Origin of the sequence: Blautia luti (genome assembly GCF_033096465.1) — a bacterium.
In the GTDB taxonomy this organism is placed as follows: domain Bacteria; phylum Bacillota; class Clostridia; order Lachnospirales; family Lachnospiraceae; genus Blautia_A; species Blautia_A luti.
In genome coordinates this window covers 2,536,783-2,549,693 of record NZ_AP028156.1, presented here as the reverse complement: position 1 = coordinate 2,549,693, position 12,911 = coordinate 2,536,783, and the positions used below count along the sequence as shown (strand labels likewise).

The 12,911-nt window shown below is 39.5% G+C and carries 12 protein-coding genes; 10 read left to right on the top strand and 2 right to left on the bottom strand.

The genetic code is table 11. The features are described from left to right. Nucleotides 1-25: 25 nt before the first annotated feature. Together R8695_RS11770 and ribH are read left to right on the top strand one after the other, a co-directional pair. Nucleotides 26-1,225: a bifunctional 3,4-dihydroxy-2-butanone-4-phosphate synthase/GTP cyclohydrolase II gene (locus tag R8695_RS11770; RefSeq protein ID WP_154780260.1), complete on the top strand. Its 1,200-nt coding sequence runs from the start codon at nt 26-28 to the stop codon at nt 1,223-1,225. Between the two features lie 133 nt (nt 1,226-1,358). Continuing rightward, nucleotides 1,359-1,826, top strand: coding sequence for a 6,7-dimethyl-8-ribityllumazine synthase (gene ribH / locus R8695_RS11765; RefSeq protein WP_118508451.1), 468 nt, complete (start codon nt 1,359-1,361; stop codon nt 1,824-1,826). Here the strand turns inward: ribH and R8695_RS11760 are convergent. After that, nucleotides 1,823-2,908 carry an RluA family pseudouridine synthase gene (locus R8695_RS11760; RefSeq protein WP_154780261.1) on the bottom strand — a complete coding sequence of 362 codons (1,086 nt, stop codon included), beginning with the start codon at nt 2,906-2,908 and terminating at the stop codon, nt 1,823-1,825. The two genes, ribH and R8695_RS11760, sit on opposite strands and share 4 nt — an antisense overlap. Before the next feature lie 231 nt (nt 2,909-3,139). Between R8695_RS11760 and R8695_RS11755 the strand changes: the two genes are divergently transcribed. Then, nucleotides 3,140-4,051, top strand: coding sequence for a ketopantoate reductase family protein (locus tag R8695_RS11755; RefSeq protein WP_154780262.1), 912 nt, complete (start codon nt 3,140-3,142; stop codon nt 4,049-4,051). Nucleotides 4,052-4,149: 98 nt separating this feature from the next. On the opposite strand, the gene pckA is transcribed toward R8695_RS11755, so the two are convergent. Then, entirely contained in the window at nt 4,150-5,754 is a 1,605-nt protein-coding gene (gene pckA, locus R8695_RS11750) for a phosphoenolpyruvate carboxykinase (ATP) (protein ID WP_154780263.1), read from the bottom strand. A 425-nt stretch (nt 5,755-6,179) separates the two neighbouring features. On the opposite strand from pckA, the gene R8695_RS11745 reads away from it, so the two are divergent. The 7 genes from R8695_RS11745 (at nt 6,180) to R8695_RS11715 (ending at nt 12,728) form a co-directional block, all read left to right on the top strand. Further along, complete coding sequence (locus tag R8695_RS11745) at nt 6,180-6,944, top strand: PIN domain-containing protein (RefSeq protein WP_154780264.1); 765 nt, start codon at nt 6,180-6,182, stop codon at nt 6,942-6,944. A gap of 234 nt (nt 6,945-7,178) precedes the next feature. After that, nucleotides 7,179-7,520: an arsenate reductase family protein gene (locus R8695_RS11740; RefSeq protein ID WP_119243975.1), complete on the top strand. Its 342-nt coding sequence runs from the start codon at nt 7,179-7,181 to the stop codon at nt 7,518-7,520. Between the two features lie 49 nt (nt 7,521-7,569). Next, the gene (locus R8695_RS11735) at nt 7,570-8,046 is read left to right on the top strand and encodes a DUF1653 domain-containing protein (RefSeq protein ID WP_154780265.1); all 477 of its coding nucleotides are present in this window, start codon (nt 7,570-7,572) and stop codon (nt 8,044-8,046) included. Nucleotides 8,047-8,209: 163 nt separating this feature from the next. Further along, nucleotides 8,210-8,731 (top strand): cysteine hydrolase family protein, encoded by a 522-nt coding sequence (locus tag R8695_RS11730; RefSeq protein ID WP_154780266.1) that lies wholly within the window; start codon nt 8,210-8,212, stop codon nt 8,729-8,731. 87 nt (nt 8,732-8,818) lie between these two features. Beyond that, nucleotides 8,819-9,421 (top strand): HDIG domain-containing metalloprotein, encoded by a 603-nt coding sequence (locus tag R8695_RS11725; RefSeq protein WP_154780267.1) that lies wholly within the window; start codon nt 8,819-8,821, stop codon nt 9,419-9,421. A 254-nt stretch (nt 9,422-9,675) separates the two neighbouring features. Beyond that, the gene (locus R8695_RS11720; protein WP_119243985.1) at nt 9,676-10,263 is read left to right on the top strand and encodes a class I SAM-dependent methyltransferase; all 588 of its coding nucleotides are present in this window, start codon (nt 9,676-9,678) and stop codon (nt 10,261-10,263) included. Beyond that, nucleotides 10,233-12,728: a DEAD/DEAH box helicase family protein gene (locus R8695_RS11715; protein ID WP_154780268.1), complete on the top strand. Its 2,496-nt coding sequence runs from the start codon at nt 10,233-10,235 to the stop codon at nt 12,726-12,728. Before R8695_RS11720 ends, R8695_RS11715 begins: the two co-directional genes overlap by 31 nt. Nucleotides 12,729-12,911 lie beyond the last annotated feature (183 nt).

The following is a 12,911-nucleotide window of genomic DNA, read 5'->3' as shown; positions in this document are numbered from 1 at the left end:
AATATAGCGCATAAGGAGAGAAATAATGAACAGATTTGATTCAGTAGAAGAAGCTCTGGAAGAACTTCGAAATGGAAAAATTATTCTGGTAACGGATGATCCGGACAGAGAAAATGAAGGAGATTTTATCTGTGCGGCAGAGTTTGCCACAACAGAAAATATTAACTTTATGGCAACTCATGGAAAGGGACTTATCTGCATGCCGATGTCTGAGGAATATGTCAGAAAACTGCAGTTTCCCCAGATGGTAGAGGAAAATTCTGATAATCACGAGACTGCTTTTACGGTTTCTGTAGATCATATCAGTACCAGTACAGGAATCTCCGCAGCGGAACGATCTGTTACTGCCATGAAATGTGTGGATGAGAATGCAAAACCCGAAGATTTCAGACGTCCCGGACATATGTTTCCGCTTCTGGCAAAGAAGAATGGTGTACTGGAAAGAAACGGACATACAGAAGCAACGGTAGATCTCTGCAGACTTGCAGGATTAAAACAGTGTGGGCTTTGCTGTGAAATTATGAGAGAAGACGGTACTATGATGCGGACCTCTGAGCTGCGGGAGCTTGCCGTAAAGTGGAATCTGAAATTCATAACGATCAAAGATATTCAGAACTACCGTAAATGCCATGATATTCTGGTGGATCGCGTGACGACTACAAAAATGCCTACCAAATATGGAGAATTTATGGCATATGGATTTGTAAACCGTCTTAATGGTGAACATCATGTGGCTTTGGTAAAAGGTGAGATCGGAGACGGAAAAAATGTTCTGTGTCGTGTGCATTCGGAGTGTCTGACAGGAGATGTTTTTGGATCTCAGCGTTGCGACTGCGGACAGCAGTTTGCAGCAGCTATGTCTCAGATTGAGAAAGAGGGAAGGGGAATACTTCTTTATATGAGACAGGAAGGAAGAGGAATCGGACTGATCAATAAACTTCGTGCCTATGAACTTCAGGAACAGGGCATGGATACACTGGAAGCAAATCTGGCACTTGGATTTGCGGGGGATGAAAGAGAATACTATATTGGGGCACAGATTCTGAGAAATCTGGGAGTAAAAGAGCTGCGTCTGCTGACAAATAATCCGGATAAGGTTTATCAGCTGGAGGAATTTGGAATCAGGATCAATCAGAGAGTTCCGATTCAGATGAATGCCACAGCATATGATCTGCGCTATCTTAAAACGAAACAATTACGGATGGGGCATATTCTGAAGTATTAAATAAGAGTGCAGGCTCTTTTGGATAAACTGCCGAGCAGTTATTCCGTGTAGAACTACTCGGCAAAGCGGATGATTTCTGGAAAAAACCTGTACAGGTTAAAAATATAAATTTACAGATGAAAGGACTAAAAAAATGAAAACATTAGAAGGAAAATTAGTATCAGAAGGAATGAAAGTAGGAATTGTAGCAGCACGTTTCAATGAATTTATTACCTCTAAACTGGTAGGCGGTGCAATGGATGGACTGATACGACACAATGTAAAAGAAGAAGATATTCAGGTGGCGTGGGTACCGGGAGCTTTTGAAATCCCGCTGATCGCGTCTAAAATGGCAAGAAGTGGGAAATATGATGCTGTAATCTGTGTCGGTGCTGTAATTCGTGGAAATACCAGTCATTATGATTATGTATGCAACGAGGTTTCCAAAGGCATTGCATCTGTGTCATTAGAAACAGGGATTCCGGTACTGTTCGGAGTACTTACTACAGAGAACATCGAGCAGGCAATTGAGCGCGCAGGTACAAAAGCAGGAAATAAAGGCTATGACTGTGCACTCAGTGCCATTGAGATGGTAAATTTAATAAAAGAACTTGAGGCTTAAATAGAGCCAGGGCCAAAAAATGAAACCAGCTCACGAAAATCGAAAGGCAATGGAGCTTCCAGTGAGATAAATTCATCTTTGAAAGGATGCTGAAAAGAAACTCTCCATGCATGAAGTGCCGCACGTTTGAATGGATGTCGCAAGCATGATACTGGAGCTATATCTGCATCCTTATTAGGTGACTGTTTTTCAGTAATATTTTTTTCATACAACGAATCCCCAAGAAGTGGATGCCCAGTCGAAGACATATGGACACGGATCTGATGGGTACGTCCGGTGTCCAGTTTAAGTGTGACAAGTGACCAATCCTGACTGGTAAAGAGAGTATGATAATGAGTAACTGCTGTTTTGATTTTTCCTGATAATACAGAGGAATGTAAGGAAAGATCAGCAGCAGTTTTCATTTTCAGATGATTCGCAGGGTCCTGTATCAGCGGCAGATTTATGGTATGCCAGACATCAGGGGCATCTACAGGCAAAGCACCGGATACAACAGCAAGATACTGCTTATGGATCTTGCATGGAGACTTTACAGATTGAAGTCTCGAAGCAGCCACCTGATTCTTGGCAAAAATCACAATCCCGGAAGTTTCCTGATCCAGCCGTCCTACTGGACGGACGCAGACAGACTCATTTTTCTCTCGAAAGTAGTCGGCAACAAGATTGGAGAGACTGTCTGCATAATGTATTCCTGTCGGATGCGTAACCATTCCCGCCGGTTTATTAACTGCCAAAATATCTGTATCTTCATATACAATATCCAGAGAAAGAGAAGCTTCGGAAACTGGAATTGAAGCTTTATCACAATGAAGGCCTGCTTGAGTTTTACTACCGATTTTGAAATTATAATTTTCAAGATGTGCAGAAGCAGTCTGCGCTTCCTCCAGACAAACACGGATCACATCACCGGGATATGCTGTCTCAGTCACACGACAGCGTATCCCGTTTTTTGTAATCCCATCCAGTCGAAACTTCGCCTGACTGATCTGTCGTTTCGTAAGTCCTGCATTCTTTTTCAGGAATGCTTCAATTTTAATTTCTGCAGTTTGTTCATTTATTCTAAATTCCAGATATCGTTCCATCTTGATGATTCCTTTGCACAATTAATCGTATGGATAATTATTGCCATATTGTTTATATCCGTTTTACTGATGTCAGAATTGGATAAATATTAATATATTGATATTACAGGTCAAAAAATAAACTGTCAATGCAAAATTATGTCGACGTAATGCATAAATATACTGAAGAAAAATTACAATTGTGCTATGATAATATAAGAAACAAACTATGAAAGCGGGGCAGAAAAAACTATGAAATACTTAATCATCGGAGCCGGCGGAACCGGCGGCGTTACCGGATATTATATGAAAAAAGCAGGCAAGGATGTAACTCTGATCGCCCGAGGCGAACACCTGAAAACAATCCAGGAACAGGGCCTTACCTTAGAAAAAATGTGGGACAAAACCGAAGAAACGATCACCATCCCGGCTGCAGACATGGAACATTACACAGACCATCCAGACGTAATTTTTGTCTGCGTAAAAGGCTATTCCCTGGATGAAACCATTCCATTTATCAAACAGATTGCAAAGAAAACAACCATTGTAATTCCGGTCTTAAACATCTACGGAACCGGCGGAAAGATGCAGAAACAGCTTCCTGAGCTCCTTGTAACAGACGGATGCATCTACGTCTCCGCAAACATCAAAGAACCAGGCAGACTACTCCAACACGGACAGATCCTGCGTATCGTATTTGGTGTGCGTGACAAAGCAGAATCCAGACCAGAACTGAAAGAAATCCAGAAAGACCTCTGCGACAGCAACATCGACGGAATCCTCTCCGAGAATATCCGCCGCGAAGCTCTGGAGAAATTTTCCTACGTTTCCCCAATCGGTGCAGCAGGGCTCTACTATCATGCAACAGCCGCAGATTTTCAGAAAGAAGGCGAAGCCAGAGAACTCTTTAAAGCCATGATAAGAGAAATCGCTGCACTTGCAGAAGCCATGGGAGTTCCGTTTCAGAAAGATATGGTAGATGTAAACTTAAAAATTCTCTCCAACCTTGCACCGGAAGCAACTACCTCTATGCAGAGGGACATCATGGAAGGAAAACGGTCTGAAATTGATGGATTAGTCTATGAAGTAGTAAGAATGGGTGAAAAATATCACGTTCCGGTACCGGCATATGAGAAGGTGGCAGAAAAACTTAAAGCATTATAAAGACATCATTTATAATTTTGTTGTCTGATATTTGAAACAGTACAAAAAAGGGATGCGAATCATTCGCATCCCTTTCATAATCATCTGGACAATTTAAATTATAACTGAGGACCAGCAGCAACAAGTGCTTTACCAGCTGCGTTTCCTTCGTATTTAGCAAAGTTCTTGATGAATCTTCCAGCAAGATCTTTAGCTTTCTCTTCCCACTGAGCTGCATCAGCATATGTGTCACGAGGATCAAGGATACCTGTGTCTACGCCGTTAAGCTCTGTAGGAACTTCGAAATCGAAGAATGGGATCTTCTTAGTAGGAGCGTTAAGGATATCTCCGTTAAGGATTGCATCGATGATACCACGAGTATCTTTGATGGAGATACGTTTTCCTGTTCCGTTCCATCCTGTGTTAACCAGGTAAGCTTTTGCTCCGCTCTTTTCCATTTTCTTAACAAGTTCTTCTGCGTATTTTGTCGGATGCAGTTCAAGGAATGCCTGTCCGAAGCAAGCAGAGAATGTAGGTGTAGGCTCTGTGATTCCACGCTCTGTACCAGCAAGTTTAGCTGTGAATCCAGACAGGAAATAGTACTGAGTCTGAGCTTCTGTCAGGATAGATACCGGAGGAAGTACTCCAAAAGCATCTGCGGACAGGAAGATTACGTTCTTAGCTGCCGGTGCAGAAGAAATCGGGCGAACGATGTTTTCAATGTGGTTGATCGGATAAGATACACGAGTATTCTCTGTTACGCTCTTATCTGCGAAATCAATCTTGCCTTCAGTATCAAGTGTTACGTTCTCAAGAAGAGCGTTGCGTTTGATCGCATTGTAGATGTCTGGCTCAGATTCTTTGTCAAGGTTGATAACTTTAGCGTAGCATCCACCTTCGAAGTTGAATACGCCGTTGTCATCCCAGCCATGCTCGTCATCACCGATCAGGAGACGTTTCGGGTCTGTGGAAAGAGTAGTTTTACCTGTTCCGGAAAGACCGAAGAAGATAGCTGTGTTTTCGCCGTTCATATCTGTGTTTGCAGAGCAGTGCATGGAAGCCATGCCTTTAAGTGGAAGGAAGTAGTTCATCATAGAGAACATACCTTTCTTCATTTCTCCGCCGTACCATGTGTTTACGATAACCTGCTCTTTAGTTGTGATGTTGAACATTACAGCTGTTTCAGAGTTAAGGCCTAATTCTTTATAATTTTCAACTTTAGCTTTGGAAGCGTTGTATACAACGAAATCTGGCTCGAAGTTTTCAAGTTCTTCAGCTGTTGGCTGGATGAACATATTTGTTACGAAATGTGCCTGCCAAGCAACTTCAACGATGAAACGGATAGCCATACGAGTATCTTTGTTAGCACCGCAGAATGCATCTACTACGAAAAGTCTCTTGTTGGAGAGCTCTTTTTTAGCGATTTCTTTTACTGCATTCCATGCTTCCTGAGTTGCAGGATGGTTATCGTTTTTGTATTCGTCTGTTGTCCACCATACTGTATCTTTGGAGTTCTCATCCATAACGATGTATTTATCTTTAGGAGAACGTCCTGTGTAGATACCTGTCATAACGTTAACTGCACCAAGTTCGCTGACCTGACCTTTTTCAAAGCCTTCCAGTTCCGGTTTGGTTTCTTCTTCAAATAATACTTCATAAGAAGGGTTGTAGACAATTTCTGTAGTTCCGGTAATGCCATACTTGCTTAAATCGATTTTTGCCATCTTACGTTTAACCTCTTTTCTTCGTTAATGAAAGCGCCTGTTTAAACAGGCCTTAAGATACCTTACCAAAAAAGCGAATAGTTCTCGCTTCTCTTTTTCTATTATACATATTTAACGGTTAAAATCAACAGGGTTTTTGCGTTTTTTTGAATTTTGTTAAAGATTTATCAACTTAAATCTGATAAAAATCCGTCACTTTTCACAAAAGGTATGTAAATTTATTATAGTGGCAATATGGGAATACTATTCGTGGATATGATAATATTCTGTCTGACTGGAACAGACAGGAAAGGCAACCAGAAAATACTAACCAGGAGAGCTGCCACTATGTGGTTGTGCTGATAAAAGATGCATGTTAAAATAGGAAAGAATTATCTGTCTGAAAAATGACAGAGTATTATACAGCAGAGAAAAGTAAAGAGAGGATGAAGATTATCAAAACTTATTATTTGATTGATTATGAAAATGTAGGAAGTGAAGGCTTCAAAGGATGCGAAAAATTACGGGAAACAGATATTATCCATCTTTTTTATACAGATAACAGCAGAAAAATAGATCTTGATATTATCAATGATCACGGAGAGTCAAAACTGATCACACATAAAGTACCGACAGGAAATCAGTCAGCAGATATGCATCTGGGATCTTATCTGGGATATCTGATAGGAAAAGAGTGTACAGGTCAGGATGAAGAATGTAAAATTGTCGTAATCAGCAAGGATACAGGATTTGACCATATTATAGAGTTCTGGAAAACAGAAAAAAATGTGAAAATTTCCAGAAACGAGAAGATTTCCGGAAAACAAGCGCAGACAAGAAAACAGGTAAAAAAACAGACCGATAAAGAAAAAGACAGACAGGTGGCAGAACAAACTGATCAGAAAACAGAAAAACAGTTGAATGAACAATCTGAAAAGCAGTCTGCCAAACAATCAGAGAATCAGAATACAAAAAAGCCAAAACAAAAGATAATTGACATGAAAGCCGGAACAAAGAAATTACAGCAAGAATTAGTATTGGTTCTCGACAAGGCAGGCATGCCAAAGGAAGTAGTAAACTATGTTTCTACAACTGTGGAGAAAAATGCAGAAGACAAAAACAGAAAGCAGCAGATTTACAGATCTATCATTTCCAAATACGGACAGACAAAAGGACTGAATATCTATAACCATATTAAAAAGAAAATCTAATGGAATAAAAAATAACGGAATAAAAGAAGGAGGCCGGGAACCTTATTGATTCCCGGCAAAAGTATGAAAAAGAAAAAGTTTTATTTGCAATTACTCTTTGCTCTGTACAGGTAATAATATAACCGGAAAATGTGAGAAATATGTGGTGAGAATTTGAAAAAAATGTGAAATGAACGAAAATTAAAAATGAACAGGAACAACAATCCTCTGGAAAATAGGAGAAAGTATTAGACTATGAATATACAGATTTTTGGTACAAAGAAAAACTTCGACAGCAAAAAAGCAGAACGCTATTTCAAAGAACGGGGAATTAAATATCAGTTTATAGATATGAAAGAAAAAGGCTTAAGTAAAGGTGAATTCCAATCTGTCTGCAAGGCAATTGGCGGTTATAACAAGCTGATAGATACTGACTGCAAGGATAAAGACCTGCTGGCATTGATTACCTATATTGCAGAGGAAGACAAAGCAGAGAAAATCCTCGAAAACCAGAGCATCATCAAAGTCCCTGTGGTAAGAAACGGAAAACAGGCGACAGTGGGATATCAGCCAGAGATTTGGAAGAACTGGAAATAAAAAATGTGAATATATTTAAAATGATAAGAGATAAAAGGAAAAATAAAAGATGGCAAAGATCAGAATCATAAAGAAAAATAATGACTGTAGCATGGAATACGAAGTAGGCGATATTTGTGAGGTCACAGGTACCTGGTATGGTGGTGTCCACATCAATGGTCGCTCCGGAATCCCGGTTTCCCTTGATAAAGAAGAGTATATGGAACTCAATACAGAACCAGAAGAACCTGACAGTGCGGAAAATGAAAATACTTTGGAAACACCGGAACACGATATTCATGCAGGCGACATTGTACAGCATTTCAAAAGAGAATGGGTATCCCCGGATACTTCCGAATATCTCTATAAAGTCCTGGCAGTAGCCCATCACACAGAAAATGGTGAAAAACTGATGATTTACCAGGCACTCTACGCACCCTTCAAAATCTGTGCCAGACCCTATGATATGTTTATGAGTGAAGTAGACAGAGAAAAATATCCAGATATTAAACAGAAGTACAGATTTGAAAAATATACTGAAAAATAGATGATTGATATTTTATGGAATTGCTATAGTAAAACAGGCACTTCTGCCTGTACAAAAATATTTTGTTGTTGTATAGTAATAACAAATAATAACAGCACACGTTTCCAGAGATTTTATAGCATTATCTGAAAAAATGTGCAGAAAGAACGAAAGGGAAGGAAATATGCAGAAGGTATTAGTAGTTGTAGATATGCAGAACGACTTCATCGACGGAGCTCTTGGAACAAAAGAGGCAGTTGCCATTGTACCTGGTGTAAAAGAGAAAATCAAAAACTTTGATGGAGTTGTTCTTTTTACCAGGGACACTCACGAGACTAATTATCTCGACACCCAGGAAGGAAAGAAGCTTCCTGTACCGCACTGTATCCGTGACACTGAAGGATGGCAGATCCGAAGCGAATTAGATGCATTCAGAAAAACAGAACCTATTGATAAAGAAACCTTTGGTTCCACAGACCTTGCAGGAGAACTGGTGGCAATGAATGAGGATAATGAAATCGAAAGTATCACATTCGTAGGTTTATGCACAGACATCTGTGTTATTTCCAATGCACTTCTGGCAAAAGCATCTCTCCCGGAAGTTCCGATTATCGTAGACGCTAAATGCTGCGCAGGCGTAACACCGGAAAGCCATGAGAATGCACTGAAAGCAATGGAAGTATGCCAGATTCAGATTGACAGATAAACTGCAGAGCAGTTATTCAGTTATGAGCAAGCAGCAAAGCAGATATTTTATCCGCCTGACAATTCAGATATGAGGAGTGACAAAATAATGAAAACAATTACACGAGATGAGGCATTCACATTATTAAAGAAATACAACAAGGATCCCTTCCACATTCAGCATGCTCTGACTGTAGAAGCAGTAATGAAATGGTATGCCAGTGAACTTGGCTATGGCGAAGATGCAGAATACTGGGGAACCGTAGGACTCCTCCACGATATCGACTTCGAACTCTACCCAGAAGAACACTGCCTCAAAGCCCCGGAAATGCTCCGCGAAGCCGGCGTAGGCGAAGACGTGATCCACGCAGTCGTATCCCACGGCTACGGCATCACCATAGCCTGCGGCACAACCCTCGACGTAGCCCCGGAACACGAAATGGAAAAAGTCCTCTTCGCCGCCGACGAACTCACCGGCCTTATCTGGGCAGCTGCGCTCATGAGACCATCCAAAAGCACCAAAGACATGGAACTCAAATCTCTCAAGAAAAAATACAAGAGCAAAGGCTTCGCCGCAGGATGCTCCCGAGAAGTAATCGAACGCGGCGCCGAACAACTCGGCTGGGAACTGCAGAAACTGCTCACCATGACACTGCAGGCAATGGCAGACTGTGAGGATGAGATTAAGGCGGAGATGGACGCGGAAGCGTAAATATTAAAACTGAATAATAAAGTAACAAAAATTGCTTAGAAAGAAAGGGACATATCAGAGGTAGAAGGTATGTCTCTTTTTGTATTACAGTGAATTGAATATAATAGGTAATGTCGAATGAAAATTGTTGCCGTTTATGTCGAAAAATTGTATAATATGACGTAAAGTAGTTAGTTTTATCAGATGACTTAGGCAGTAAAGAATATAAAAGAGAAATAATGTCTGAAGAGACATTTGGAAATTGGATAAAAATAATGAATAAGACTTTAAATTACTATAACGAAAATGCACAGTCCTTTGCGTCTGGAACTGTTTCCGTAGAGTTTACAGAAATGCAGGACAAATTTTTGCAAAAGCTTAATCCGGGAGCATATATACTCGATTTTGGTTGCGGCGCAGGAAGGGACACGAAATATTTTTTGGACCAAGGCTATCTGGTAGAGGCAATAGACGGTTCCGAACAGTTATGCCAGATTGCGAGTAAACATACTGGAATCAAAGTTAGACAGATGCTGTTTCAGGAACTGAAAGTGAATGAGAAATACGACGGCATATGGGCTTGTGCTTCCATTCTTCATTTACCGAAAAAAGAACTAAAAGAGGTTTTCAAGAAAATGCTCACAGCGTTGAAACCTGGTGGACGGATTTATACTTCTTTCAAATATGGAGAGTATGAGGGAGAGCGAAACGGACGATACTTTACAGATTTTACAATAGACACATTTGCGGATTTTGTACAGGAGATACACAATCTGCAAATAGAAGAACACTGGATCACAGGAGATGTCCGACCGGGAAGAGGTGAGGAAAAATGGCTGAACTTAATTATGCAGAAAAAATGAACATCGGATATGAAAATGAATATTCCACAGATGCCATGACCGGCGGACCTGATAAAAGAAGACAATTATATTATCAGTTAATCCAGAGTATGAAGAAAGCAGAAAGCGTTGATATCATTGTTTCATTCCTTATGGAATCAGGAGTAAAAATGCTTCTTCAGGAACTGGAAAACACCCTGAAACGCGGAGCCAAAATCCGAATCCTGACAGGAAATTATCTCGGAATAACCCAGCCGTCTGCACTATATCTGATTAAAAGAAAACTCGGTGACAGAGTTGATCTTAGATTTTACTGCGAAAAAGGCCGTTCTTTTCATCCAAAGTCTTACATATTCCATTATGCAGACCATAGTGAACTTTACATTGGATCGTCCAATATTTCAAGAAGTGCACTGACTTCAGGAATAGAATGGAACTACCGTTTTAGCAGCAAAAAAGATCCAGAAAACTATGCTGAATTTTTTTATACATTTGAAGACTTGTTTGAAAACCATTCCATCATAATCGATGATAAAGAATTAAAGAGATATTCCCAGAACTGGCATCGTCCTGCAGTTGCAAAAGATCTTGATAAATATGACTTTGAACAGGATACAGAAGATACTAAAATTAAAACAATGTATGAACCAAGAGGGGCACAGATTGAAGCACTCTGTGCATTGGAAGATACAAGAGCTGAAGGAGCAAAGAAAGCACTCATCCATGCTGCAACAGGTATCGGAAAAACTTATCTGGCGGCATTTGATTCCAAATCATATGAAAAGGTTTTGTTTGTTGCACACAGAGAAGAAATCCTGAAACAGGCAGCAGATTCTTTTAGAAATGTAAGAAATTCTGAGGATTATGGATTCTTTACAGGAGATGAGAAATGCACAGATAAATCCGTTATCTTTGCTTCTGTAGCAACTCTCGGAAAATCAGAATACCTGAATGAAAAATATTTTGCACCGGATTATTTCGACTACGTAGTGATTGATGAATTTCATCATGCAGTCAATAATCAGTATAGAAAAATCGTAGAATACTTTAAACCCCAATTTCTTCTCGGACTGACAGCAACACCTGAAAGAATGGATGGCAAAAATATATATGAAATCTGCGATTATAATGTGCCCTATGAGATTTCATTAAAAGATGGCATCAATAAAGGAATGCTGGTTCCATTTCACTATTACGGAATCTACGACGAGACAGACTATACCAAACTGCATATAGTCAGAGGAAAATATGTGGAAGAAGAACTGAACAAAACATACATAGGAAACGCCTACAGACATGATCTGATTTACAAATATTACTGCAAATATGGATCAAAACAGGCATTAGGCTTCTGCTGTTCCAGAAAACATGCAGAAGAAATGGCAAAGGAATTCAGCAGAAGAGGAATCCCATCAGCAGCAGTTTACAGTAATGCAAATGGAGAATTCTCCATGGACAGAACAGAAGCAATTGAGAAATTGGAAAGTGGAAAAATCAAAGTCGTCTTTTCGGTGGATATGTTCAACGAAGGCGTAGATATTCCCTCTGTAGATATGGTAATGTTTCTCCGTCCGACGGAATCTCCAATAGTATTCCTGCAGCAACTTGGAAGAGGATTGCGGAGAAGTAAAGGAAAAGAATATCTCAATGTCCTGGACTTCATCGGCAATTACGAAAAGGCAGGAAGAGTCAGATACTTACTGACAGGAAAAAGTAAAGCAGAGAAACAAACCTATTCTCCAGCAGATAAAACGAATTATCCTGATGATTGTTTTGTTGACTTTGATATGAAACTAATTGACCTGTTTGCAGAAATGGACAAGAAACAACAGACCATCAAAGAACAGATTAGAAATGAATATTTCAGAGTAAAAGAATTACTAGGCAAACAACCATCCAGAATGGATTTATTTACATATATGGACGATGATGTTTATCAGATGGCTATTACACATTCAAATGAAAATCCATTTAAGAAGTATCTAGAATACCTGAATGAATTAAATGAGCTAACAGATGAACAAAAAAGTTTCTGCCAGGGAATAGGAAAAGAGTTTGTAAAACTGCTGGAAAACACCAATATGACCAAAGTATATAAAATGCCAGTACTGATGGCTTTCTATAATCATGGTGATGTAAGAATGGAAGTGACAGAGACAGAGTTTCTGGCAAGCTGGAAAGAATTCTTTTCTACAGGAACAAACTGGAAAGATCTGGATACAGGGATTACATATGAGCAGTATTGCAAAATTTCGGATAAAGATCATATTAAAAAGATTATCAATATGCCGGTGAACTTCTTAGTGAAATCAGGAAAAGGTTTCTTTGTGAAAAAGGAGGATTCAGCGCTGGTATTAAGGGATCAAATGAAAGAAATTATAAAGAATCCAGTATTAGCACAGCAGATGAAAGATGTAATTGAATATAGGGCAATGGATTATTATCAGAGACGATATAAAGAACAAATGACAGTTCTTTTACAGTGATGGAGACATCGTATGGAAACAGAAAATTATGTATATAAGAAGGAGATAAAGTGGTTCACATTATATGGAAGGATTCACATTGCTATTGGATAATCAAGTAATATGGAAAACTTTTTGCAACGTGGATAATCTAAAATTATTCATTGATAAAAATATTAAGTTTTTAGTCATTTAATTACAGTA

Coding starts and splice junctions, on each gene's coding strand:
- pckA (WP_154780263.1), bottom strand. CDS start 5,754: ATGGCAAAAATCGATTTAAGCAAGTATGGCATTACCGGAACTACAGAA.
- R8695_RS11745 (WP_154780264.1), top strand. CDS start 6,180: ATGAAGATTATCAAAACTTATTATTTGATTGATTATGAAAATGTAGGA.
- R8695_RS11770 (WP_154780260.1), top strand. CDS start 26: ATGAACAGATTTGATTCAGTAGAAGAAGCTCTGGAAGAACTTCGAAAT.
- R8695_RS11715 (WP_154780268.1), top strand. CDS start 10,233: ATGGCTGAACTTAATTATGCAGAAAAAATGAACATCGGATATGAAAAT.
- R8695_RS11735 (WP_154780265.1), top strand. CDS start 7,570: ATGGCAAAGATCAGAATCATAAAGAAAAATAATGACTGTAGCATGGAA.
- R8695_RS11760 (WP_154780261.1), bottom strand. CDS start 2,908: ATGGAACGATATCTGGAATTTAGAATAAATGAACAAACTGCAGAAATT.
- R8695_RS11730 (WP_154780266.1), top strand. CDS start 8,210: ATGCAGAAGGTATTAGTAGTTGTAGATATGCAGAACGACTTCATCGAC.
- R8695_RS11755 (WP_154780262.1), top strand. CDS start 3,140: ATGAAATACTTAATCATCGGAGCCGGCGGAACCGGCGGCGTTACCGGA.
- R8695_RS11725 (WP_154780267.1), top strand. CDS start 8,819: ATGAAAACAATTACACGAGATGAGGCATTCACATTATTAAAGAAATAC.
- R8695_RS11740 (WP_119243975.1), top strand. CDS start 7,179: ATGAATATACAGATTTTTGGTACAAAGAAAAACTTCGACAGCAAAAAA.
- ribH (WP_118508451.1), top strand. CDS start 1,359: ATGAAAACATTAGAAGGAAAATTAGTATCAGAAGGAATGAAAGTAGGA.
- R8695_RS11720 (WP_119243985.1), top strand. CDS start 9,676: ATGAATAAGACTTTAAATTACTATAACGAAAATGCACAGTCCTTTGCG.